The organism is Pseudoduganella namucuonensis, from assembly GCF_900116645.1.
Lineage (GTDB): Bacteria > Pseudomonadota > Gammaproteobacteria > Burkholderiales > Burkholderiaceae_D > Rugamonas > Rugamonas namucuonensis.
Genome location: NZ_FPBO01000049.1, coordinates 1 through 23,175, shown reverse-complemented (window position 1 = coordinate 23,175; position 23,175 = coordinate 1). Strand labels below are relative to the sequence as shown.

19 protein-coding genes and 1 pseudogene are annotated in these 23,175 nt (G+C 68.6%); 14 read left to right on the top strand and 6 right to left on the bottom strand.

Annotated features, from left to right (window positions below; translation table 11 throughout):
• Positions 1-87: 87 nt before the first annotated feature.
• From BM436_RS32285 to BM436_RS32250, 8 genes are all read left to right on the top strand, one after another.
• Positions 88-2,616 carry a TonB-dependent receptor gene (locus BM436_RS32285; RefSeq protein ID WP_093560591.1) on the top strand — a complete coding sequence of 843 codons (2,529 nt, stop codon included), beginning with the start codon at positions 88-90 and terminating at the stop codon, positions 2,614-2,616.
• Positions 2,616-4,487: a phytase gene (locus BM436_RS32280; RefSeq protein ID WP_229490930.1), complete on the top strand. Its 1,872-nt coding sequence runs from the start codon at positions 2,616-2,618 to the stop codon at positions 4,485-4,487. Before BM436_RS32285 ends, BM436_RS32280 begins: the two co-directional genes overlap by 1 nt.
• A gap of 162 nt (positions 4,488-4,649) precedes the next feature.
• Positions 4,650-6,461 carry an ATP-binding cassette domain-containing protein gene (locus BM436_RS38605; RefSeq protein WP_093560589.1) on the top strand — a complete coding sequence of 604 codons (1,812 nt, stop codon included), beginning with the start codon at positions 4,650-4,652 and terminating at the stop codon, positions 6,459-6,461.
• A 37-nt stretch (positions 6,462-6,498) separates the two neighbouring features.
• Positions 6,499-7,797: an NCS2 family permease gene (locus BM436_RS32270; RefSeq protein WP_093560587.1), complete on the top strand. Its 1,299-nt coding sequence runs from the start codon at positions 6,499-6,501 to the stop codon at positions 7,795-7,797.
• Between the two features lie 154 nt (positions 7,798-7,951).
• Entirely contained in the window at positions 7,952-8,782 is an 831-nt protein-coding gene (locus BM436_RS32265) for a polyprenyl synthetase family protein (RefSeq protein WP_093560585.1), read from the top strand.
• A 10-nt stretch (positions 8,783-8,792) separates the two neighbouring features.
• A complete protein-coding gene (locus BM436_RS32260; protein WP_093560583.1) occupies positions 8,793-8,981 on the top strand; it encodes a hypothetical protein in 189 nt (62 codons plus the stop codon).
• The gene (locus BM436_RS32255; protein WP_093560581.1) at positions 8,978-10,102 is read left to right on the top strand and encodes a hypothetical protein; all 1,125 of its coding nucleotides are present in this window, start codon (positions 8,978-8,980) and stop codon (positions 10,100-10,102) included. Before BM436_RS32260 ends, BM436_RS32255 begins: the two co-directional genes overlap by 4 nt.
• Positions 10,103-10,104: 2 nt before the next feature.
• Positions 10,105-11,145, top strand: a complete 1,041-nt coding sequence (locus BM436_RS32250) for a prenyltransferase/squalene oxidase repeat-containing protein (protein ID WP_177307701.1) — start codon at positions 10,105-10,107, stop codon at positions 11,143-11,145.
• Positions 11,146-11,148: 3 nt separating this feature from the next.
• On the opposite strand, the gene BM436_RS32245 is transcribed toward BM436_RS32250, so the two are convergent.
• Complete coding sequence (locus BM436_RS32245) at positions 11,149-11,484, bottom strand: hypothetical protein (protein WP_177307699.1); 336 nt, start codon at positions 11,482-11,484, stop codon at positions 11,149-11,151.
• Between the two features lie 96 nt (positions 11,485-11,580).
• Here BM436_RS32245 and BM436_RS32240 point away from each other — a divergent pair, with 96 nt between their 5' ends.
• Positions 11,581-12,051: an Lrp/AsnC family transcriptional regulator gene (locus BM436_RS32240; RefSeq protein ID WP_093560577.1), complete on the top strand. Its 471-nt coding sequence runs from the start codon at positions 11,581-11,583 to the stop codon at positions 12,049-12,051.
• Positions 12,052-12,219: 168 nt separating this feature from the next.
• Here the strand turns inward: BM436_RS32240 and BM436_RS32235 are convergent, their stop codons facing one another.
• Positions 12,220-13,152 (bottom strand): LysR family transcriptional regulator, encoded by a 933-nt coding sequence (locus BM436_RS32235; RefSeq protein WP_093560575.1) that lies wholly within the window; start codon positions 13,150-13,152, stop codon positions 12,220-12,222.
• 108 nt (positions 13,153-13,260) lie between these two features.
• Between BM436_RS32235 and BM436_RS32230 the strand changes: the two genes are divergently transcribed.
• Together BM436_RS32230 and BM436_RS32225 are read left to right on the top strand one after the other, a co-directional pair.
• Entirely contained in the window at positions 13,261-14,019 is a 759-nt protein-coding gene (locus tag BM436_RS32230; protein ID WP_093560573.1) for an SDR family oxidoreductase, read from the top strand.
• Between the two features lie 148 nt (positions 14,020-14,167).
• A complete protein-coding gene (locus BM436_RS32225) occupies positions 14,168-14,926 on the top strand; it encodes a DUF481 domain-containing protein (RefSeq protein WP_093560572.1) in 759 nt (252 codons plus the stop codon).
• Between the two features lie 6 nt (positions 14,927-14,932).
• Here the strand turns inward: BM436_RS32225 and ctaD are convergent, their stop codons facing one another.
• Genes ctaD through BM436_RS32210 form a run of 3 tightly spaced genes read right to left on the bottom strand, consistent with a single transcriptional unit; the run spans position 14,933 to position 18,764 of the window.
• A complete protein-coding gene (ctaD, locus tag BM436_RS32220) occupies positions 14,933-17,446 on the bottom strand; it encodes a cytochrome c oxidase subunit I (RefSeq protein ID WP_093560571.1) in 2,514 nt (837 codons plus the stop codon).
• On the bottom strand, positions 17,443-18,390 hold the full coding sequence (locus BM436_RS32215; protein ID WP_093560570.1) for a cytochrome c oxidase subunit II: 948 nt from the start codon (positions 18,388-18,390) through the stop codon (positions 17,443-17,445). The genes ctaD and BM436_RS32215 overlap by 4 nt, the downstream gene beginning before the upstream one ends.
• 2 nt (positions 18,391-18,392) lie before the next feature.
• Entirely contained in the window at positions 18,393-18,764 is a 372-nt protein-coding gene (locus BM436_RS32210; RefSeq protein WP_229490928.1) for a c-type cytochrome, read from the bottom strand.
• Positions 18,765-18,845: 81 nt separating this feature from the next.
• Here BM436_RS32210 and BM436_RS32205 point away from each other — a divergent pair, with 81 nt between their 5' ends.
• Together BM436_RS32205 and BM436_RS32200 are read left to right on the top strand one after the other, a co-directional pair.
• Positions 18,846-19,697 (top strand): c-type cytochrome, encoded by an 852-nt coding sequence (locus BM436_RS32205; RefSeq protein ID WP_093560568.1) that lies wholly within the window; start codon positions 18,846-18,848, stop codon positions 19,695-19,697.
• Between the two features lie 73 nt (positions 19,698-19,770).
• Entirely contained in the window at positions 19,771-20,871 is a 1,101-nt protein-coding gene (locus tag BM436_RS32200) for an AI-2E family transporter (protein WP_093560566.1), read from the top strand.
• Positions 20,872-20,878: 7 nt separating this feature from the next.
• Here BM436_RS32200 and msbA read toward each other — a convergent pair whose 3' ends face one another.
• Positions 20,879-22,699: a lipid A export permease/ATP-binding protein MsbA gene (msbA, locus tag BM436_RS32195; protein ID WP_093560564.1), complete on the bottom strand. Its 1,821-nt coding sequence runs from the start codon at positions 22,697-22,699 to the stop codon at positions 20,879-20,881.
• A 310-nt stretch (positions 22,700-23,009) separates the two neighbouring features.
• Here msbA and BM436_RS38800 point away from each other — a divergent pair.
• Positions 23,010-23,175: pseudogene (locus tag BM436_RS38800) on the top strand (IS481 family transposase); the annotation flags it as partial.

Below are 23,175 nucleotides of genomic sequence, written 5' to 3'. Positions count from 1 at the left end.
CGCGGGACGGGCTTTGTAACGCAACGGACATATACGGTCCGCACAATGCGCTGCGTTCTCCCAACCATCCCCGCACACAAGCACACCATGAAAACCATAAAAGAACAGACCTTCCGCCTCTCGGCCTTGAGCCTCGGCGTCCTCGCCATGCTGGGCGCGCAGGCCCAGGTGGCCGAAAGCACCGCCATGGCGGGCGCCGTGATCGTCACGGGCCAGCGCGCCAGCCTGTCGAAGGCGATCGCGGCGCAGGACAAGGCCGACAACATCGTCAGCGTCATCAGCAGCGACGACATCGGCGGCCTGCCGGATAAGAACGCGGCCGAGGCGCTGGCGCGCCTGCCCGGCGTCTCCGTGCAGCGCGACCAGGGCGAGGGCCGCTACATCACGGTGCGCGGCCTGGGACCGGACCTGAACAGCGTGACCATCAACGGCGCGCTGCTGCCCTCCCCCGAGGCCGGCCGCCGCGCCGTGGCGCTGGACGTGCTGCCCGCCGGCCTGATCCGCTCGCTGGAGGTGAGCAAGACGCTGACGCCGGACCAGGACGCGAACTCGCTGGGCGGCAGCGTGGAGGTGAAGACGCTGTCGGCCTTCGACCTGCCCGGCCAGCTGCTGTCCGTGTCCGGCTCCGCCAGCCGCGACCAGAACTCCGGCCAGACCAGCCCCAGCGCCGGACTGCTGTGGGCCCGGCGCTTCATGGACGGCAAGCTTGGCGTGGCCGTCGGCGTGAGCGGCGAGAAGCGCAAGTTCGGCTCGGACAACGTGGAGACCGGCGGCGCCTGGGACGGCGACAAACTGACCGGTTTCGAGCTGCGCGACTACCTGCCCGTGCGCGAGCGCCGCGCGGCCGCCGCCAACGTCGACTATCGCCCGGAGACGGGCGGCAACTGGTATCTGCGCACCCTGCTCAGCCGCTTCAGCGACGACGAGGTGCGCGACCGCCTCACCATCGGCAACATCGCCGGCGGCGGCGTGACGGAGGGCGCCACCACCGCGGCGCGCGCGGAACGCCGGCTGCGCCAGCGCAAATACACGCAGGAGATCCGCTCGGCCACCATCGGCACCGAACAGAATCTCGGCGCCTCGCTGCTGCGGGTGGAAGCCGCCGGCAGCAGCGCGGACGAGGACACACCGGAATCCATCAATGACGCCCGCTTCCGCGGCAACGCCAATTTCGCCGGCGTGGGCTTCACCAACGGCGCGCAGCCATCGCTGACAGGTCCCGCCACGCTGTTCGACGCCGCCAACTACAGCCTGAACGCGATCACGCTGCAGCAGCGCTATTCCAAGGACAAGGAGCGCCACGCGCGCTTCGACCTGTCGCGCGAATTCGACACGGGCGAGGTGCGCAACACGCTGAAATTCGGCGCCAAGGCCAGCCGCCGCGACAAGGACAGCGACACCAACCAGTGGACCTACAACAGCGCCAAGGCCACCAGCGGCAACCACTGGGGCGCCGGTTCCACCGCCCTCGCCGCCTTCGCCGGCCAGAACGAACTGGATTACAAACTGGGCCGCATCGGCGCGGCGATCGATCCGGCGCAGGTGCGCGCCCGCGTCGCGGGCCTGGACCGCAACGCGGCGCGGCTGGCGGCCGAATCCAGCATCAACGACTTCGACATGAGCGAGGACATCGACTCGGCCTACGTGCAGGACAGCCTGGCCTGGAACGCGTGGCGCGTGCTGGCCGGCGTGCGGGCCGAGCACACCGGCTTCGAGGCCAGCGGCTCCCAGATCAACGGCGCGGCCATCACGCCGGTGCGCCGCGAGCGCTCCTACACCAACTGGCTGCCGTCGCTGCAGGCGCGTTACGACGCCGATGAACACACCAGCATCCGCGCCGCCGTCACCAAGGCCGTGGTGCGCGCCAACTTCAGCCAGCTGGCGCCGGGCATCACGCTGGCCAGCGCCACCGAGGCCACCATCGGCAATCCGGACCTGGCGCCGCTGCGGGCCCGCAACCTCGACCTGGGCGTCGAACGCGTACTGGGCTCGGAAGGCGTCGTCTCCGCCTATGCCTTCCACACGGACATCAGGAATTTCACCTACACCACCAACCTGGCGGGCACGGGCCAGTGGGCGGGCTACGCCACCGCCACGTCCTACGCGAATGGCGACAAGGCCAGCGTGAAAGGCCTGGAACTGGCCTGGTCGCAGCAACTGCGCATGCTGCCCGCGCCGTGGAACGGATTGATCGCCGGCGCCAACGCCACCTTCAGCGATTCGAAGGCGAACATCGCGCGCCACGATGTCAAGGCCGGCAGGCAGCTGTCCCGCGGCATCGCCATGCCGGGCCAGTCGGACCGCATGTTGAACCTGATGCTGGGCTACGAGCACGGCCCGGTCAGCACCCGCCTCGCGCTGAACTACAAGTCGGATTACCTGCTGGAGCTGGGATCGGACATCCTGAATCCCGCGCAGGACCGCATCGTCGACAGCCAGAAGCAGCTGGACCTGTCGTTCGCGTGGCAGTTGACCAAACAGCTGCAACTGCAGTTCGAGGCGGCGAACCTGAACAATGAGAAGTACTACGTCTACCAGGGCGTGAAAAACCACAACGCGCAGTACGAGCAGTACGGCCGCACCTATAAAATCACCTTGAAGGCCAGCTTGCTCTGATGATGCACAAGACCATACTCACCGCCGCGTTGTGCGCGGCGCACCTGGCGGCCACGCCATACGCGGGCGCGGCGACACCGGCCGCGCTGCCCGCGTCCATGGCCATGGCGGCGGAACTGGCCGCCATGCCGGATGGCGGCTGGCTCGCGCTGGACAAGCATGGCCTGCGCCTGCTGGACGCCGCCGGCGCGGAACGCGGCCGCGTGTCCATGCGCGCCAAGCACCTGGACACGCGCCCCCGCCCCGGCGGCGTGCTCGCCATGGCCGTCGATTCCAACACCGAGACGCCGCGCCTGGTGGATATCGACCTGGGTTCCGGCGCCATGCGGCCGCAAACGCCCTTCCCCGCGCCGCACTTCGGCGTGGAGGCGGCCTGTTTGTACCGCGACGCGCAGGAACTCGACTACCTGTTCCTGGTCGCCAAGGATGGCCAGGCCGAGCAATGGCTGATGCGGGGCGACGAGCGCCGGCTGGTGCGGCGCCTGGCCTTGCCGCCGCGCGTACATCACTGCAAGGTGGACGACGGCAGTGCGACGTTGCTGGCCAGCGAGTCCGGCATGGGACTGTGGGCCTACAGCGCCGACGCCGAAGGCGCCGGCGGACGCGAGGCGCTGGGATTGCGTCCGCCGTTCGGCGCCATGGCCGGCGGCGCGGCCGCGATCACGCTGCTGCCAGGCGGCGCCGCCGCGCTCGATGGCAAGGGAGGCAAGCTGCACACCTTCCGCATCCAGGACGGCCACTGGCACGCATTGCCCCCGCGCGCCCTGAAGTCCCCGGCCGGCGCGCGCGCGTTGACGGCGCGGAGCGGCGGCCACGGGCCCGAGCTGCTGCTCGCGGACGAGGATGGCGGGCACTGGCGCCAACTGCCCCTGGCCTGGCCATCCTCCGCGGCGCAGGGCTTGCCGCCCACCGCCATCGTCCTGCCGCGGATGCAGACCGAGCCCGTCGCCCGCCTCGGGGACGCGGCCGACGACCCGGCCATCTGGGTCCACGCAACCGATCCGGATGCCGGCCGCGTGCTGGGCACGAACAAGAAACAGGGCTTGCTGGTCTACGACCTGAAAGGCGCGCAAACGCAATTGCTGGAAGTGGGCCGCCTGAACAATGTGGACCTGCGCCAGAACGTGCTGCTCGACGGCGCCCGCCTGGACCTGGCGGTGGCCACCCAGCGCGACGACAACACGCTGATCCTGTTCACCATCGATGCCGGCGGCACGGTCGCCGAAGCGGCGCGCTTCGCCACCGGCATGGAGAAGATCTACGGCGTTTGCACCTACCAACCGGCCGGCGGCGGGCTGGAGGCCTTCGTCAACGACAAGGACGGCCTGTTCAAGCACTATCGCATCACCCGCCAGAACGGCGCTTACGCCGGCACGCTGCTGCGCAGCTTCAGGGTGGCCAGCCAGCCCGAGGGCTGCGTGGCGGACGACCGCACCGGCCGCCTGTTCATCGGCGAGGAAAAGCGCGGCGTGTGGACGCTCGCGGCGTCCGGCGACGCGCCGGCGTCCCTGAAAATGGTGCTGCCGGTCGGCCCCCAGTTGAAGGCGGACGTCGAAGGCATGTCGCTGTACCACGGCGCGGCCGCTTCCTACCTGGTGGTGTCCAGCCAGGGCGACAACAGCTACGTGGTGCTGGACGCGCTGCCGCCCCACAAGGTGCGCGGACGCTTCCGCATCGGCGTGAACGCGGCCCTGGGCATCGACGGCGCCTCCGAGACCGACGGCCTGGATGTCAGCTCGGCCAATCTGGGCGGGCCATACGCGAGCGGCATGCTGGTGGTGCAGGACGGCTACAAGCGCCTGCCGGACGGGCCGCAGAACTTCAAGTACGTGGCCTGGTCCGACATCGCCAGCGCGCTCGGCCTCCCTTGACACGTGCCTGAAACTCGCTAAACTGCGAACGCCGCCGCAAAAAACGGCGGCGTTTTTCATTTTCCGGAGTACACGCCGATGACCATGTAAGCCCACTCAGCAAGAGATCGCAAGTATCGCGAATGACGCGTCGTGGAGACGCATCCTGCCTGGAGCTTACATATGGCTTATCGATCCGACACCGCGCACGCGGTGATCCCGGCGCCGTCCGACGCGCCCGCGCCCTCGGGCGCCAGTTCCCTTGTCTTTTCCATCACCCTGCGCCGGCTTTCCGCCGTGCTGCCGTCCGGCCGCGTACTGTTCGATCGCCTGGACGAGACATTTCAAGCCGAACGCACAGGCCTGGTCGGCGCCAACGGGACCGGCAAGAGCGTGCTGGCGCGCGCGCTGGCCGGCCAGGCGGCGGCGCCCGACGTCGCGTGGACCGGCTCCATCCTCCGCCGTGGCGCCGTCGCCTACGTGCCGCAGGAGGTGCGCGCGGCTTGCGGCGCCACGGTGGCCAGGGTGGCCGGCCTGGCGCCCCTGTTCGAGGCCATGCGGCGGCTTGAAGGCGGCGACGCCCTGGACTCCGACCTCGATATGCTGGACGGGCGCTGGCATGTGGAGGCGGAGTTCGGCCAAGCGCTGGCCGAATGCGGCTTGGCGCGGCTGCGTCCCGGCGATCCCGCCGCCGGCCTGAGCGGGGGCGAATTGATGCGGGTGGCGCTGGCGGGCGCCTTGCTTTCCGGCGCGCAGGGATTGGTGCTGGACGAACCCACCAATCACCTGGACCGGGCGGGCCGCGACTGGCTGCGCGCGAACCTGCTGCGTTGGCGCGGCGGTATGATCGTCGCCAGCCACGACCGGGAGCTGCTGGAGGCGATGGAGCGCATCGTGGAACTGGACGCCACGGGCCTGCGCGGCTACGGCGGCAACTACAGCCTGTACCAGTCGCGGCGCGACGCCGAGGCCGGAGCCGCGCGGGCCGCGCTGGAACACGCCCGCACGGAACGCGAAAGCGCGCTGCGCAGCCTGCGCAAGCGGCACGACACCCAACTGGCGCGCGCGGCACGCAACAACAAGGCAGGGAAGGAGGCCAATATCGCGCCCATCCTGCGCGGGAAGCTGAAAAACAATGCGCAAGCCCACGCGGGGCGGGAGGCGCAGCGGCAGGCCGAGACCCGCGCCGCGCTGGACGACGCGGTGCGCGCGGCGGCGGCCAGGGTCGCGCCCTCGGCGCCGGTGGCGCTGATGCTGCCCGGCGCCGCCGTCCCGCAGGGCAAGCGGGTCGCCGTGTTCGATAGGGCGGTGCCGCCGTTCCCGTTGCCTGGGGTTCGCACCGGCCTGCGTCCACCGGGGACAGACCCGCGTTCACCGTCCCATGCATTTGCGACGGCGTGTGGCGCGGGCGGTCTGTCCCCTGGTTTTGCCTCTGGTTTTCAGCGGGAGCTCGACCTGGTCTGGGCCGGCCCGATGCGCGTGGCCGTCACCGGCCCGAATGGCTGCGGCAAGACCACGCTGCTGAAAATGCTGGCGGGCCTGCTGCCGCCGGCCTCCGGCCAGTGCCGCGCCACCGTGCCCCACGCCTGGCTGGACCAGCACGCGTCCGCCCTGCTCCCACCCGGCCTCACCGTACTGGAGCGCCTGCGCCAATTGGAATCGCCGCTGCCGGAGGGCGTGTTGCGCAGCCACCTGTCGCTGCTCGGCCTGCACGCGGCCCAGGCGCAAACGCCCGCCGGACTGCTTAGCGGAGGCGAGCGCCTGAAGGCGGCGCTGGCCTGCGCGCTATGGCGCAAGGACCCGGCCCAGCTCCTGTTGCTGGACGAACCGACCAACCACCTGGACCTGGCCTCGGTGCGCGGTGTCGAGCAGGCCTTGCAAGCCTATCCCGGCGCGATCGCCGTGGTGTCGCACGACCGTCGCTTCCTGGACGCGCTCGGCCCCACCCACGAGCTGGCGTGTGAGAACGGGATTTGGCGCCAGAGCGGGAAGTGATATGCTCATCTTCATATAACCACATTGGGGAGCGGCGATGTCGATCACAGAAAAACTGTTCCGGTTGCGCGACGCCGGGTCCGACGTCAGGACGGAGCTGGTGGCCGGCGTCACCACCTTCCTGACCATGGCCTATATCATCTTCGTCAACCCGGCCATCCTGGGCGACGCGGGTGTGCCCAAGGAGGCGGTGTTCGTCGCCACCTGCCTTGCGGCGGCGCTGGGAACGGCGATCATGGCGCTGTACGCCAACTACCCGATCGGCATGGCGCCGGGCATGGGCCTGAACGCCTATTTCGCCTACGCCGTGGTGCTGGGCATGGGCGTGCCGTGGCAGTCCGCGCTGGGCGCCGTGTTCATTTCCGGCTGCCTGTTCGTGGTGGTCAGCCTGCTCGGGCTGCGCGGGATGATCGTCAACGGCATCCCGCACTCGCTGCGCACCGCCATCACGGCGGGCCTGGGCCTGTTCCTGGGCTTGATCGCCTTGAAAAGCGCCGGCATCGTCACCGCCAACCCCGCCACCATGGTGAGCGCCGGCGACCTGCACAAGCCGCAGGCGCTGATGGCCATCTTCGGCTTCATGCTGATCGTGGCGCTGGACCGGCTCAAGGTCAAGGGCGCGATCCTGATCGGCATCGTGCTGGTGACCATCCTCAGCTTCGTCTTCGGCGGCAACAAGTTCAATGGCTTGTTCTCCGCGCCGCCGTCGCTGGCGCCGACGCTGCTGCAGCTCGACATCAAGGGCGCGCTGTCGGTCGGCATCGTCAACGTGGTGCTGGTGTTCTTCCTGGTGGAACTGTTCGACGCCACCGGCACCCTGATGGGCGTGGCCGCCCGCGCCGGCCTGCTGGTCAGCGGCAAGATGGAGCGCCTGAACAGGGCCCTGCTGGCGGACAGCGTGGCCATCGTGGGCGGCTCGCTGCTGGGCACGTCCAGCACCACGGCCTATGTGGAAAGCGCCTCCGGCGTGCAGGCCGGCGGCCGCACCGGCCTGACCGCGCTGACGGTCGCCGTGCTGTTCCTGGCCTGCCTGTTCATCTCCCCGCTGGCGGCCGTGGTGCCGCCCTACGCCACCGCGCCCGCGCTGCTGTTCGTGTCCTGCCTGATGCTGCGCGACCTGGCCGACCTGGATTGGGGCGAAACCACCGAAAGCGTGCCGGCCGCGATCACCGCCATGCTGATCCCGTTCACCTATTCCATCGCCCACGGCATCGCCTTCGGCTTCATCACCTACGCGGTGCTCAAGCTGCTGACCGGCCGCGCGCGCGAGGTCAAGCCCATCGTGTGGATCATCGCCATCGTGTTCGCCTTCAAGTACGCCTATTTGCCGGGCTGATCCGGCTGATTTTTGCGATTCCGCCGCGTCCGCTCACGATACGGCCGCGGCGCCCCACCCTTTTCCGGCATCCCGGCGCGTGACAGCCGTCAAGCGCCCGTTTCCCATCGCGCACACCATATCCCACAGACTAGTCATTCTTGGGGAAGCGTTTATGAATGGACGCCAACACGTCGCGGGGGCCGCCGCCGCACGCGATCCGGCCGGGGAAATGTGCACGCTGTTGAACGACGGCATGGAGCGCGCCCTGGCCTCGTCCCTGCCCAAGTCGCTGATACCGCTCGCCGGCTACGCCACCAGCGGCGGCAAGCGCATACGCGGCAGGCTGTGCCTGGAAATCGGGCGCGCGGCGGGCGTGCCGCAAATGCAGGTCCTGCCGCTCGCGGTCAGCATAGAGCTGGTGCACGCCGCCAGCCTGCTGCTCGACGACCTGCCCTCGATGGGCAATGCGCTGCTCAGGCGCAACAAGCCCTGCTTCCACGTGGTGCACGGCGTGGCCGCCGCGGAGCTGCTCGCCGTTGCCATACTGGCGGCCGCCTTCCGCGCCCTGTGCGCGACGCCGGTGTCAGCGGCGAAACGGATAGAGGCGATCGCCGGCCAGTCCACCATCGTGGGCATCATGTGCAGCGGCCAGCTGCCCTCCAACGCGCAGGATCCCCTCGTCAACTCCCGCAAGACCGCCTCTCTGTTCGGCTATGCCGCCCGGGTCGCGGTGCTGCCGATGGACCGCCACGAAGACATCGCCCACGCCTACGAAACTTTCGGACACGCGGTTGGTCTAGCCTATCAGGCGCACGACGATTGCGTCGACGCCGGCGATGACCGCGAGGCGGGCGCCGCGTCGCAGGCGCTGGAGCGGCATCTGGCAAGCGCGCGCGACGCCCTGAAACAATTGCCGGCGCGGGCGCGGGTATGCCTCGAGGGCTGGTTCCGGCAATTTGCGCAGCAAATCGCCTCGGAAGCGGAAACTGTCATGTCCAATTAGGAGAAACACCATGTCTTGGATCAGCGGCAATTGTCAGGACGGCCGGCACGACGTAAGAAGCCACGCGGAATACGACCAGACGGTGTCGCGGATCCCGCAACTGAAACCGCGGCCGCTGGTCGGCTCCATGCGGGAGCTGGAAATGAAGGCCAACCGCTACCTCGGCAGCCGGCCGCTGATCGAGAAAGAACGGCCATGAACGCGGCGGCACCGGGCCGGACCAGCGCCCAGGCAAATGAGCGGACCAGCGAATGGCCGGTCGGCTTCCTGCTCGATGAAATCTGGCTGCGCGGGCGCCGCACATTGGTGAACGCCCTGGAGGCGGCGGAGCTATGGCCCGCCACCCCGGACTTCATGGCCTTCCGCAAGGCGCAAAAGGCGCGCGGCGAGAGGCTGCGCGACGGCCTCCTGTCCGAGGCCCTGGCCGCGGACGACCGGCGCTGGTTGATGTCGCCGTCCATGTTCGGCATCGCCAACCGGCGCTTCAAGTCCTCCACGCCGATGGCGCTGGCCTTCGGCCATGGCCTGGGCGACGCCCTGCAGCGCGCCGCCGGCGCGCAGGTGGACGAGACGATCTCGGAAACCTGCGGCCTGTTCAATTTCGGCATTTCCATCTTCGACCTCCTGCACGACGCGCAACCGGAGTTGATACCGGAATTCGCCTCCCACTTCAATTCCGGCACGCTCCAGCGGCTGCATTCCGGGGCCGCCAGCCCCGGCGCGCTGAACGCCGCCGCGCTGGAAAGCGAGGCGCCCGAGATCCGGCTGCTGCTGCAGACCATCGCCGCCGTCTACCAGCGCCTGTACCGGCTCGCCGCCGGCGCCGATGGCCCGGCTTTCAAGCGCCTGGCCTCCCTGCTGGCTAGCGCCTACGCCGCCGAAATGCGTTCCTCGCGCGCGGACGCCGCCACGGCGAAGGAAAGACTGGACATATCGAGGGCGAAATCGGCGCTGCCCTTCCTCATCATCAGCGCGATCTGCGCGCTGCCGGACCCGAGCGGCTTCAACACCGCGCTCGCCGACAACCTTGCCACGGAGATGGGGACCATATTCTGGCTCACGGACGACCTGGTCGACGTGATCGGCGACTCCCGCGGCGGCGCCTTGAACTCGCTGCTGGCGCGCGCCGAGAACTACGCGCCGTCCGACATACGCGGCAATCTGACGGCGCTGATCGACAGCGACCACATCGTCGCGGCGGCGGCGTCCATCCGCGACTCGCTGTTGTGCGTCCGGGCCGCGCTGCAACTCGGCGGGCCGGACAAGGCGGGCGACCTAGACCGCCTGCTGGCCTGCCACGTCCGCATGTGGCTGGAATGACCATGGCGACGCCCGCGACGACGGCGACGCTGAACGCGGCGATCGCCGCCGCCGCGTCCTACCTCGAGGACGCGCGCGGTCCCGATCTGCTGTGGCGCGACTTCGACACGCTGGCCGGCGAAAGCGCGGACTGGGTTTCCGGCTTCGTCGCCTATTGCGCCGGCAGCTCCGGCGTGCTGCGCGGCGCCTGCGCGGAAACCCTCTCCGCGCTGCTGCGGCGGCAGCGTCCATCCGGCGGATGGGCGTACAACGAACAGGTGCCGCCGGACTGCGACAGCACCGCCTGGGTGCTGCTCGCGATGTCGACGGCGACCATCGTCAAGCCCTCGATGGTGCTGCGGGCGCTGTCCTATGTCCAGCGGCACGCGCAGGGCCCGGGTTACGCGACCTATGCGGTCGAGGACGGGATGGAACGCTACGTCGAGGCGGCGCCGGAACAGACCGCGGGTTGGCGCGCCATGCACACCCGCGTGTCCGCCGTCGCCGTCCAGGCCCTGATGCTGCATGGCCTGGTGGGCCACGCGCACGTGCGGCAAGTGCTGGCGGAGCTGGTCCGGGCGCAAGACCCCGAAGGCCTGTGGAGCTCCTACTGGTGGCAGGGAAACGCCTATGCGACGGCGCAGGCGCTGCGGGCCTTGGCGGCCGGCCGGCGGTTGACGCCAAGCATATGGCGCGCCGCGGCCGCCGGCCTGCTGGCGCGGCAGCAGGCCGGCGGCGGTTTCGGCGACGCGGGCGCGCCACCCCACGCCTTCTCCACCGCCATGGCGCTGTCGGCGCTGCTGGCTTGGCCGGATCGCCGCTGCGACGACGCCGCGCACGCGGCGGCGCGCTGGCTGCTCGATGCCCAGCGCGGCGGTCACTGGGGCGGCGCTCCCATTCTGCGCATTCCCACGCCGGGCAGCACGTCGCCGGACTTGGGGCAATACCAAGTGGGCCGGCCGGGCACGGGCAGCCTGGTGCGCGACCAGCATGGCGTGTTCAGCACCGCCGCCGCCATGGCGGCGCTGGCGCTCTATCGGGATTGCCTGCGGCGATACGGCTGAACGCTATCCCGTCGCGAGGCGCGCGGCCATGGCGCGCATGTCGGGCGGGTTCGACTGCGCCGGCGCCGGCGCCTCGGCCGGGCGCGGGAATTCGCGGATCGCCAGCACGCCGACGACATTGTTCAGGCGCTGGCGGCACAGGGTCAGAAGATCCTCCTCCGGGGCAGACAGCCGCATCCACACATCCATCCCCTCCTCGCCAGGGCTAATTCGCAGACCACCCAGTTCAATCCCGGCCCGGCGCACAATCGCGAGCGCGTTCTCGAGCGTGGAGAGGGCTGCGTCCGCTTCTACACAGAAGCGCAGGCTTTTTTGGGGGTGTAGGGTTGTGGTTTTCATGCAATAACTATAATCCCCCAGCCATGGAATAGGCATCCAAATATTGTCCGGATAATTGTAGAATGAAGAATATTCTTCCACAGATCATCGAAAATCATGAATTCCCATCCAGAAATCGACGAAACCGACCGCCGCATCCTCCGGGCGCTGCGCCGCGACGGCCGTTTGAGCAACACCAAGCTGGCCGAACAGGTCGGCCTGTCCACGACGCCGTGCTGGAACCGCGTGCGCGCGCTCGAGGAGCGTGGCGTCATCGAGGGCTACACGGCGCTGCTCAACCAGCAGGCGCTCGGATTGCCGGACACGGTGATCATCGAAGTTACGCTGGAGCGGCATGACGACGACATGCTGATCAAGTTCGGCCAGGGGCTGTCGGAACTGCCGGAGGTGATGGAAGCCTATCTGCTGACGGGCGACTACGATTACCTGATCAAGGTGGCGGTCGCGGGCACGGCGGGATACGAGGAGTTCCTGCGCAAGAAGCTCTACAAGCTGCCGGGCATACGCCACAGCCGCTCCACCTTCGTGCTGCGCTGCCTGAAACGGGCCCACTCGGTCGAACCCTGAGAGGCTGAGAGTCTTTCGATCATGCCCGCTCATCACGCCAGAAAGTGCCCGCTCGTCGTTGCAAATGCTCGCCATAGCCCGAGCTATGGCTGTGCTTTGCGCCTCGATCGGCCACTTTCTGGCGCGCTGCTCTGGCACGCCCGAAAAACTCTCAGCCTCTGAGCGCAGCTAGCGATAGCGGCCGCTGTCGAACACCGCCGCCACCTCGGGGCGGCGGAAATGCTCGACCACGTGGTCGACGAAGGCGCGGGTTTTGGCCGGCAGCATTTTCTTGCTGGGGTAGTAGATGGAGACCGTCCCCGCCTCGCCCCGCCATCGGGGCAGCAGCCGCAGCAGCGCGCCGGACTTGAGCCAGCGCGCGGCGTGGGGCATGGGAAGCAGCGCGACGCCGATGCCGCGCATGGCGGCGTAGGCCATCGCCTCCGGGTCGTCGAAGATCACGCGGGGACGCAACAGCGCCTGGCCCTCGTCGCCATCGTCGTGGCGCAGCGTCCAGACCTTGGCGCGGCCGGTGCTGGCGGAGCGGCGCACGATACCGTCGAACCGCGCCAACTCGGTCGGATGGTCCGGCATCGCCCGGCCTTTCATATACTCCGGCGAAGCCACCACCAGCAGGTCGGTCCGCAACAGTTCGCGCGCGATCACGCCCGGCGAGAGGACGATGCCGCCGCCGATGGCCGCGTCGAAGCCGCCGCCCACCAGATCCACAGGATGGTTGTCGAAATGCCAATCCGGCAGCACGCCGGGATAGCGAAGCAGGAAATCGTCCAGCAGCGGCAACAGGTGCTCGCGCCCGAAAGCCAGGGCCATGCCGACTTTCAGCACGCCGGCCGGCTGGCCGTCGTCCTTGGCCACGCCGGCGATGGCCTCCTGCACCGTCGAAAACGCCCCGCCCACCTGATGCAGGAAGCGCTCGCCGCCGCTGGTCAGCGTCAGGCTGCGGGTGCTGCGCTGGAACAGGCGCAAGCCCAGGCTGGCCTCCAGCCGCGCCACGTTTTTGCTGACGGCGGCCGGTGTGAGGCCCAGACGACGCGCCGCCGCCGAGAAACTGCCGGTCTCGGCGCTCTGGATGAAGGATGCGAGGTAGTTCAAGGGTTCCATGGGGCTATTTTATACCGTTGGTTGAAACTGCGATAACCGATTGCCGGCTACCGGCGCATTAATTTCCGGACCATACTCGCTTCATCAACCAAGCAAACGGAGAACACCATGACCACCACCCCAAGCAGCACCACCTTCGCCGGCAAAACCGCTTTCGTCACCGGCGGCGCGCGCGGCATCGGCGCGGCAGTCGTGCGCCGCCTCGCGGCCGGCGGCGCCACCGTCGCCTTCACCTATCAGAGCTCGGCCGACACGGCGCAGGCGCTGGTGGCCGACATCGAGGCGGAAGGCGGCCGCGCCATCGCCATCCAGTCCGACGCGGGCGACGCCGCCGCGCTGACGGCGGCCATCGGCCAGGTGGCGCGCGATTTCGGCAAAATCGACATCCTCGTCAACAACGCCGGCGTGCTGCGCATGGGCGACGTGGGCGAGTTCGCGCTGGCCGACTTCGACCTGACGGTGGCGGTGAACGTGCGCGCGGTGTTCGTGGCCGTGCAGGCGGTGCTGCCGTTCATGGGCCAGGGCGGCCGCATCGTCAACATCGGCAGCACCAACGCCGTGCGCATGCCCTTCGCCGGCGGGGCCGTCTACGCGATGAGCAAATCCGCGCTGCTTGGCCTGGTGCAGGGCCTGTCGCGCGACCTGGCGCCGCGCGGCATCACCATCAACAATGTGCAACCCGGCCCGGTGAACACGGACATGAACCCGGAAACCAGCGACTTCGCCAAGGTGATGCACGGCCTGATGGCGATCCCTCGCCACGGCCACGCGGACGAAATCGCCGGCATGGTGGCCTATGTCGCCAGCCCGGAGGCGGCCTTCGTCACCGGCGCCAGCCTGCACATCGACGGCGGCTTCGCGGCTTGAGGGGATGGCCGCGCCGTGACAATTCGTTACGTATCGTGTGCGATGTGACCGGTACCATTCGGGTACAATGCGGGCTCATCGTAATTGACCGGATTGCCTGCGCCACGCGGCCTGCCATGCAGGCCGCGCGGCGGCGGCACACTCGCACATGACACTGATCTCCAAGCACTCGATCCCCCTGCTCGCGCTGACGCTGGCCGTCGCGCACGGCGGCGCAGCCGCTCAAGACATCCCCGACCGCACCTGGAACACCTCCGCGGAACTGGGCGCCATCACCACCACCGGCAACACGGTCGGCACCTCCATCACGGGCAAGATCGACGCCCGCCAGGAACTGGAAGAGTGGAGCAACGAGTATCTGTTCAGCGGCTACTTCAAGGAAGACGAGACGCTGGCCCAGAACGGCGACAAGCGGCGCGCCCGCTCGGCCGAACGCTTCACCGTGTCCGCCAAGGCCGCGTACCGCCTGCTGGACCCGAACAAGAAGCTGTTCGTGCTCGGTTCCCACGTCGACGACCGCTTCGGCGCCTACACCCGTTACAGTTCGCTCTCCGTCGGTCACAGCTCGCGCTGGTACAAGTCGCGCGACAAGTCGCTGGACGTGGAACTGGGCCCGGGCTATTTCAGCGGCACGCGCGCCACCGGCGAATCCGAGAACGGCCTGACGGTGCGCGGCGCCGCCGCCGTGCGCTGGCAGGTCAGCCCATCGGCGATGTTCACGCAGACCGTCAGCGTGGAAAAAGGCACGGCGAACATGCACTCGCAGGCGGAATCGGCGCTGAGCACCAAGATCAACGGCACCATGCAGATGAAGGCGGCCTTCATCGCCCGCAACGACACCAGTGTCCCGGACGACAAGAAGAACACCGATACCCAGACCTCGCTGACGCTGGTTTATTCCTTCTAATCCCCGCTAGTTCATCCAGGCCGGCGCCGCGTGCAGCGCGAACGCGGCGGCCAGTCCCTGCAGCGTGGTGTAGTGCCAGACCAGCACGCAGTTGTCCATCGTGGCGCGGCTGGACGGCGTGAGGTGGCGGTGCGCGGAGCGGGCGATCAGGTAGGGCCCGACCAGCATCAGCAGCAGCACGTGCAATCCCTGGTAGGCGACAATCACGGCCACCGCCGCGCTCCACGCGTCCCGCGTCGGCGCCAGCGGCTGGCCCAGCAGCTCGCAGCAGAACGACCCCACCATGCAGGCCAGCGCCCCGGCCACCAGCCAGCGCAGGCCGCGCTGCTTGCCCCCCGGCTGGCGCACCGCGCCGCTGGCCAGCGCCATGAGTCCCGACCCCGCCAGCAGCAGCCCGGCCGACAGCGCGGGCCAGAACGGCTCCGCCATCACCGCCCCCGGCGGCGGACACACCTCCAGCTTCATCGACAGGTGCAGATAGGCGAAGGCGAACGAGGCGAAGATGGCGCCGTCCACCACCAGCATGATGATGGTGGCCCACCACGAGTGCCACGCGCGGCCGGCCGATCCCACCGGCAGACTGACGCCCTCGGCCGCCTGCGCCATGGCCAGCGGCGGCGGCTTGTCGGTCTGCCATAGCCAGGCGACCACCGCCACCACGGCCGCCACGCCGCACAGCCAGGCCGGCACCGTCATTTTCACCGTCAACAGCAGGAAGAAGCCGGCGGTGCCGGCCGCCGCCACGAAGGGCCACCAGCTGTCGCCGGGAAGCACCTGCACATACCAGGGCCGCGCGTCGTCCGCCGTGGTGATGATGGTTTCGCGCAGCCCGGTGGCCGTCCCCGGCAGCCAATGCGCGCCCCGCTCCACCTCCTCCGGCAGCGAGGGCTGTTCCCACAGCGGATCGTCGCTGGTGACGTTCGGGATGCTGCGCGTGCCGTAGTCCTCGCTGGGCAGCCATTCCAGCGTCGCGGCACTCCAGGGGTTGCCCTTGTCACGCTCCGGCTTGCGCAGCGTGCGCACCATGTCCACCGTGAACAGCAGCACGCCGGCCGCGAAGACGAAAGCGCCTATGGTGGACGCCATGTTCAGGCCGTCCCAGCCCATTGCCGATGTGTAGGTGTAGACCCTGCGCGGCATCCCCAGCAAGCCCGTGACGTGCATGGGGAAGAACGCCAGGTTGAAGCCGCCGAACATCAGGCCGAACACCCAGCGCGCCAAGGGCTCGGACATGCGGTGGCCATTGAGCAGCGGCAGCCAGTAGTACATGCCGGCGAACACGGGGAACAGCATGCCGCCTATGAGCACGTAATGCAGGTGGGCGACGATGAAATAGGTGTCGTGCACCTGCCAGTCGAATGGCAGCACGGCCACCATCACGCCGGTGAGTCCGCCCAGCACGAAGATGCACAGGAAGCCGAGCATGAACAGCGCGGGCGCGGACCAGCGCACCGCGCCGCGCCACAGCGTGGCGATCCAGGCGAACACCTGCACCGAGGCCGGGATCGCCACCAGCATGCTGGCGGCGGACACCAGGCTGGCCGAGAACAGGCCCAGTCCCGCCGTGAACATGTGGTGCGCCCACAGCGCGAAGCTGATGACGCCCGTGGCCAGCAGCGAGGCCACGACGGCGCCCCGCCCCACCAGCGGCGTGCCGGCGATGGACGGCAGCATGGTGGACACCATGCCGGCGGCGGGCAGGAAGATGATGTACACCTCGGGATGGCCGAAGAACCAGAACAGGTGCTGCCACAACAGCGGGTCGCCGCCGCGCTCGGCGATGAAGAACGGCCAGTCGTAGGCGCGCTCCAGCTCAAGCAGGGCGGTGCCCGCGATCACGGCGGGGAAGGCGAACACGATCATCGCGCCCACCACCAGCATGGACCAGGCGAACACCGGCATCTTCCGCAGTGTCATGCCGGGCGCGCGCGTGAACAGAATGCCGACGATCAGTTCTATCGCCCCGGCGATGGCCGAGATCTCGATGAAGCCTATGCCCAGCAGCCAGAAGTCCGCGCCCAGGCCGGGCGAGTATTGCTTGCCGGTGAGCGGCGGGTACATGAACCAGCCGCCGTCCGGCGCCAGGCCGAAAAACAGCGTGCAGAAGAACGCCAGGCCGCCTATCGCATAGGCCCAGAAGGCGTAGGCGGACAGGCGCGGGAACGGCAGGTCGCGCGCGCCCAGCATATTGGGCAGCAGGTAGACGGCGAAGGCCTCCACCACGGGTATGGCGAACAGGAACATCATCACCGTGCCGTGCATGGTGAACACCTGGTTGTAGGTGGATGCGCTGAGCAGCGTGTTGTTCGGGACCGCCAGTTGCAGCCGCATCAACAGCGCCAGCACGCCGGCCAGCAGGAAGAACAGCAGCGCGGTGCCCAGGTACAGGCGGCCTATGTTGGTGTTGTTGACCGTGGTGAGATAGCGCCAGCCGGTGGGGGTCTTCCAGGCGCGTTTCAGCGCCTCCAGTTCGCCGGGGGGACGCGGAAGCTTGTTGGGCAGCGGCGGCGTGGCGCTCATTTGAGATGCTCCAGATAGGCGGCCAGCGCCTCGATGGTCGCGGCATCCATGCCGGCGGCGGGCATGCGCGCGCCGGGCTTGTGGGCCTGCGGATCGGCTATCCATTTCGCCAGCGCGGCGCGGCTGTTGGCCAGCGTGCCGCCCGCGAGATAAAGCCGGCTGCCAACGTGGGTCAAGTCCGGTCCAAGCGACACGCCGCCCGGCGTGGCCGCCGCACCGCCCTCGCCCCGGCTTGGGCCGCGCACCGCGTGGCAGGCGGCGCAGCGCTGCTGGAAGGCCTGGCGCCCGGTATCGATTTGGGCATCCCCCGGCGCGCTGAGCGGCACGGCCGCCGGCAGCGCCTGGCGCGCCAGCCACGCGTCGAAGTCCGCCGGCGGCTCGGCCACCACATGCAATGCCATGCGCGCGTGCTGTTCGCCGCAATACTCCGCGCACTGGCCCAGGTACAACCCCGGCTTGCCGGCCAACACCGTGAGACCGTTCACGCGCCCCGGCAGCATGTCCACCTTGCCGGCCAGCGCGGGTATCCAGAGGCTGTGTATGACGTCGCTGCTGGCCAGGGCCAGGTAGACCCGCCGGCCGACCGGAATATGCAGTTCATTGGCGAGCACCACGTCTTCGCCCGCCGCGCCCTTGTAACGCACCTCCCACCACCACATTTTCGCGGTCACCGACACCACCATGGCCCGATGCGAGGTCTGATCCGTCAATTGCGCGCTGCGCCAAGTGCTGTAGACATAAAGCGCCGTCAACACCACCAAAGGCAGTAGCACGCCACCGCCCAGCCACCACGCGGCGCGGATGGCGCCGGCCTTGCGTCGCAGGCCGAGCGCCATCAGAACCATCACGGCCAGGAAGATCGCCCCCGCGCCCGCAATCAGCAGCCACGACATCCGCGCGATGAGGGCGGCGTCCGGGCCGGCGGGATCGAGGACCGAATGCATGGTCAGCGCAACGTGTAGAGATACGCGGCCATGTGGCGTGCGTCGCCGGGCGCCACGCCCATGGCCGGCATCAGCGTGCCGGGTTTGACCGCCGGCGGGTCGACGATCCAGCGCTGCAAGGCGTCCGGATAGTTCGGCACGTGGCCGGCGAGATAGCTGGCGCGGCCGAAGGTGTCCAGCGCGGGCGCGGTGTCGCCGTTCGGTCCCGCCACGCCGGGGATGCGGTGGCAGGACGCGCACTGATAACGCTCGATCAGCCGCTTGCCCAACTCGGCGTTGCCCCCCGGAACCCTGGTCGCGGGCACGCCGTCGCCGCAGCCGGCCAGCATGACCGTGCCCAGTATCAGCGCGAGAATAGTCGGATACGGCTGCACAGCGGTTCCTGGCAAAACTGAAGGAATAGCTATAATACAAGAAATGCACTATGGCTTTTTATTCAATAGAACAGGGGTGCCATGCCATCGAACCGCCGCCGCCTGATCCTGCAAACCATGGCCGCCACCGTCGCCGGACTGACCGCGCTCGCGGCGCTGGTGGGAGGGGGAATGGCGTTCGGCGGCTGGTACAACGTGAGTTCAACCGACCAGCACTTCCAGATCACGCACACGGTGCTGGAGCAAACCATGCACGCCTGGGTGCGGCGCCGGGCCAGCGCCGCGCCGCCGCCGCCCGCCTCCACGCCGGCGCTGATACGCCAGGGCGCCTCGCTCTACGTCGCCCACTGCCAGGCCTGTCACGGCGCGCCTGGCGTGGCGCAGGAACCGTTCGGCAAAAGCATGCAACCGGTGCCGGGGCCGCTGGTCGACGCGGCCCGGCGCTGGCAGCCCAAGGAACTGTACTGGATCACCCGGCACGGCATCAAGATGAGCGGCATGCCGGCCTGGGAATATCACCTGAGCGAGCAGCAGCTGTGGGCCGTGGTGACCTTCCTCGCGGAGCTGCCCAGGCTAGACACCCGGTCCTACGCGGCCATGGCGCGTGGGGACGCGCCGCCGGCCCAGGATGCCACGCCGGCGCCGGCGGCCATACCCGATCCCGCGCGCGGCCGCGTCGCCCTCACCCAGTACGCCTGCCACGCCTGCCACTTGATCCCCGGCGTGACGGGCTCCCGCGTCTACGTTGGTCCGCCCCTGGCGGGCGTGGCCGCGCGCCGCTTCATCGCGGGCCGGGTGCCCAACTCCTTCGACGGCATGGTGGGCTGGATACGCGATCCGCAGCGAACCGACCCGCGCACCGCCATGCCCAACCTTGGCGTGTCCGAGGCGGACGCGCGCGACATCGCGGCCTATCTGCAAACCCTGCGTTAGCGCTGTATCGTCGCGGGCCGGGCCCGAAAGCGCACTGTGCGTCACCGCTTGCGAAAATGCGCAATCATTAGCCATGAGCGACGAGCACACACCACAGGCGGCCGATACCAGCCAGCGCGGGTTCCTGCACCGCGTGGTGCTGATGGACGGCATCGCCGCCCTCTTCCTCCTGACGCTGGCCGGGCTGTGGTTCGCGGCGGACGCGCTGCTGCTGATCTTCGCCTGCGTGTTGTTCGCCGTGCTGCTGCAGGCGCTGAGCGGCATCGTCCAGCGCCGCCTGCGCGTCCGTTCGCACACGCTGTCGCTGGCGCTGGTGGTGTTCCTGCTGTTCGGACTCCTGGGCGCGGGCGGCTGGCTGATGGCGCCGCAACTGTCCGAGCAGGCAGCGCACCTGGCGAAGGTGGTGCCCACGTCGCTGGAACAAGTGCGTGCTGAACTGGAGCGCTATCCGCGCCTGCGCAGCCTGCTGGCCGAAATGCCCAGCACGGCGCAGATCGGCCGCCAGCTCGCCGCCATGGTGCCCAACGCCGGGTTGTTCTTCTCGGGCGTGCTGGGCGCGCTGGGCAACGTCGCCATCATTCTCTTCGCCGGCATCTACTTCGCGGCCAAGCCGCAGCTGTACATCGACGGCATGGTCAGGCTGGTGCCGCCGCACAAGCGCGCACGTGCCCGCGAAGTGCTGGCCGAAATCGGCGCCACCCTGTCCAAATGGCTGCTGGGGAAGTCGCTGTCCATGCTGGTGGCGGGCATCATGACCAGCGTGGGCCTGGCCTTGCTGGGCGTGCCGCTGGCGCTGCTGCTGGGGATCATCGCCGGGCTGCTGGATTTCATTCCCTACCTGGGACCGTTGATGGCGGGCGTGCCCGCGCTGCTGATCGCCTTTTCGTCCAGCCCTGAACAGGCGCTGTACGTGCTGCTGCTGTTCGGCGGCATACAACTGGTGCAGGGCTACCTGGTGGAGCCGCTGATCGACCAGCGCACCATTTCGATCCCGCCCGCGCTGACCATCGCCATGCAGCTGATGTTCGGCACCGTGTTCGGCATGGCGGGCGTGGCCCTGGCCACGCCGATGACGGCCGTGCTGATGGTGCTGGTCGTCATGCTGTACGTGCAGGATGTGCTGGGCGACCGCGTCAAGCCGCCGGCCCAGCAAACGGCGGAGGCCAAGGACTAGCGGGCCGCTAGGCGGGGACCTGCTTCTGCGTCTGGTACAGGCGGGCGTAGTGGCCGCCCTTGGCCAGCAGCGCCTCGTGGCTGCCCGTTTCGGCGATGCGGCCGGACTCCATGACCACGATGCGGTCCGCCTTCTCGATCGTCGACAGGCGGTGCGCGATGACCAGCGTGGTGCGGCCCCGCATCAGCACCTCCAGCGCGGCCTGCACCTGGCGCTCGGACTCGGTGTCCAGCGCACTGGTGGCCTCGTCCAGGATCAGGATGGGCGCGTTCTTGTACAGCGCGCGGGCGATCGCCAGGCGCTGGCGCTGGCCGCCGGACAGGCGCAAGCCGTTCTCGCCCACCTCGGTCAAATATCCCCTCGGCTGCTTCTGGATGAAGTCGTGCGCATAGGCCGCGCGCGCGACCGCCTCGATGCGGGCCAGGTCCGGCGCCGCGTCGCCATAGGCGATGTTGGCGGCCAGCGTGTCGTTGAACAGCACCACATCCTGGCTCACCAGCGCGATCTGCGAACGCAGGTCGGCCAGCTTGTATTCGCGCAGGTCGTGGCCATCGAGCAGGATGGCACCGCTACCCACGTCGTAGAAGCGCGGCAGCAGGCCGGCCAGCGTGGTCTTGCCGCTGCCCGAGCCGCCCACCAGCGCGACCGTCTCGCCGGCCGCGATGTCCAGCGAGACCTCGCGCAGCGCGGGCGCGGCGTCCGGATCGGCGGCGTTGTAGTGGAAGCCGACCGCCTGCATCTCGATGCGGCCCTCGGCCCGTTTCAGTTCGCGCGTGCCCTGGTCCACCTCGGCCGGCGCGTCGATCAGGCCGAACACGGACTTGGCGGCGGCCAGTCCGCGCTGCAGCGGCTCGTTGATCTTGGTGAGGTTCTTGATCGGCGACTGCATCGCCATCAGGGAACCCATGAAGGCCACGAAGGCGCCCGGCGTCAGCGCGCCGGCGCGGGCGCGCAGCAGCGCGAAGTAGATCACTGCCGACAGCGTGATCCCCACCAGCATCATGATCGCGCCCGAGTTGAGCGCGGCGGTGGCCGCGTGCTTCACGGCCAGGTGGCGGTTGTGTTTCACCACCTTGTGGAAGCGCCGCTCCTCGAACGGCTGGCCGCCGAAGATCTTCACCACGCGCTGGCCGCCGATGCTCTCGTCCAGCACCCGCGTCAGCTCGCCCATGGCCTGTTGCGCGCCTTCGGCCAGGCGGCGCATGCGCCGGCCCGCCACCGTGACCACCAACGCCACCAGTGGCAGCAGGCCGAAACAGAAGCAGGCCAGTTGCCAGTCGATGGTGATCAGCGAGACCAGGTAGCCGATGGTGGCGACCGAATCGCGCACGAACACGTTGACCACACTCAGGCCGGCCTGGGCCACCTGGCTGGCGTCGTAGGCCACGCGCGACAAGGTGGTGCCGGTGGAGGACTGGTCGTAATAGCGGTTGGGCAGGCGCAGGATGCGGGCGAACATGGCCTCGCGCAGATTGGCCTGCACACGGCTGCTCAGCCACGCCGAGCCATAGTCGCCCGAGAAGCTGCTGACCATGCGCAGGAACGCCAGCAACACGATCACCAGCGGGATGCTCCACAGCGCCGCCTGCGCCGACTTGTCCGGCAGCAGGTAATCCATCCAGCCCCGCACCATGCCCAGCAGGCCGGTGGGCGGTCCCATCGCGGCGCCCATCGCGCCGCCGGCGCCGTCCACCACGTTCTGCAACTGCGCTATCAGCAACACGTCGGTGGCCGACGCCACGCCGACCGCGACCAGCGTGGCGATCATGGCGCCGAGATAGGGACGGAACTGGTTCAGCAGACGGAGGTAGAGTTGACGGCTTTGCACTAGGAAACTTGGTTGTGGGCTAAAGACAGCATTGTAACCGTGTTCCTCGCCGCGGCACATGGGGTTCTGGCCTATCCTCCGGCCTGCGGCGCTGTCCATCCGATATCGCTTAAACTCCACCAACATCAACAGGAGCGAATAAAATTGCACGATCCGAATCACGACATGTTAGCTGTTTAGTTTCATGCGATCATATCCCCCGTCGCAGCATGCCTCTGCTCCGTGCCAAGGCCGTGCTTGACGAGTTGATCGCTGGTTTTCCGAAGCGGTCGCCAACCCACCGCAGCAGCACACCTGAGCGTCAGAGAGCATGAGCACACGCATTCATCCGCAGGCCCGCACAACGCCGAAAATCCGCCAGGAGATCAAAGCCTCCGGCTTGACCGCCCACGAGGCGGCAAAGGTGTTCAACATCACCAAGGCGACCGCCGCCAAGTGGCTCAAGCGCGATGACGTGCAAGACCGTTCGCATCGGG

What these genes read in the sequence shown, in the direction of transcription:
- BM436_RS32285 (WP_093560591.1), top strand. Translation starts at nt 88, where the DNA reads ATGAAAACCATAAAAGAACAGACCTTCCGCCTCTCGGCCTTGAGCCTC.
- BM436_RS32200 (WP_093560566.1), top strand. Translation starts at nt 19,771, where the DNA reads ATGAGCGACGAGCACACACCACAGGCGGCCGATACCAGCCAGCGCGGG.
- BM436_RS32255 (WP_093560581.1), top strand. Translation starts at nt 8,978, where the DNA reads ATGAACGCGGCGGCACCGGGCCGGACCAGCGCCCAGGCAAATGAGCGG.
- BM436_RS32240 (WP_093560577.1), top strand. Translation starts at nt 11,581, where the DNA reads ATGAATTCCCATCCAGAAATCGACGAAACCGACCGCCGCATCCTCCGG.
- BM436_RS32245 (WP_177307699.1), bottom strand. Translation starts at nt 11,484, where the DNA reads ATGAAAACCACAACCCTACACCCCCAAAAAAGCCTGCGCTTCTGTGTA.
- BM436_RS32235 (WP_093560575.1), bottom strand. Translation starts at nt 13,152, where the DNA reads ATGGAACCCTTGAACTACCTCGCATCCTTCATCCAGAGCGCCGAGACC.
- ctaD (WP_093560571.1), bottom strand. Translation starts at nt 17,446, where the DNA reads ATGAGCGCCACGCCGCCGCTGCCCAACAAGCTTCCGCGTCCCCCCGGC.
- BM436_RS32225 (WP_093560572.1), top strand. Translation starts at nt 14,168, where the DNA reads ATGACACTGATCTCCAAGCACTCGATCCCCCTGCTCGCGCTGACGCTG.
- BM436_RS32205 (WP_093560568.1), top strand. Translation starts at nt 18,846, where the DNA reads ATGCCATCGAACCGCCGCCGCCTGATCCTGCAAACCATGGCCGCCACC.
- BM436_RS32260 (WP_093560583.1), top strand. Translation starts at nt 8,793, where the DNA reads ATGTCTTGGATCAGCGGCAATTGTCAGGACGGCCGGCACGACGTAAGA.
- BM436_RS32270 (WP_093560587.1), top strand. Translation starts at nt 6,499, where the DNA reads ATGTCGATCACAGAAAAACTGTTCCGGTTGCGCGACGCCGGGTCCGAC.
- BM436_RS38605 (WP_093560589.1), top strand. Translation starts at nt 4,650, where the DNA reads ATGGCTTATCGATCCGACACCGCGCACGCGGTGATCCCGGCGCCGTCC.
- BM436_RS32215 (WP_093560570.1), bottom strand. Translation starts at nt 18,390, where the DNA reads ATGCATTCGGTCCTCGATCCCGCCGGCCCGGACGCCGCCCTCATCGCG.
- BM436_RS32280 (WP_229490930.1), top strand. Translation starts at nt 2,616, where the DNA reads ATGATGCACAAGACCATACTCACCGCCGCGTTGTGCGCGGCGCACCTG.
- BM436_RS32230 (WP_093560573.1), top strand. Translation starts at nt 13,261, where the DNA reads ATGACCACCACCCCAAGCAGCACCACCTTCGCCGGCAAAACCGCTTTC.
- BM436_RS32265 (WP_093560585.1), top strand. Translation starts at nt 7,952, where the DNA reads ATGAATGGACGCCAACACGTCGCGGGGGCCGCCGCCGCACGCGATCCG.
- BM436_RS32250 (WP_177307701.1), top strand. Translation starts at nt 10,105, where the DNA reads ATGGCGACGCCCGCGACGACGGCGACGCTGAACGCGGCGATCGCCGCC.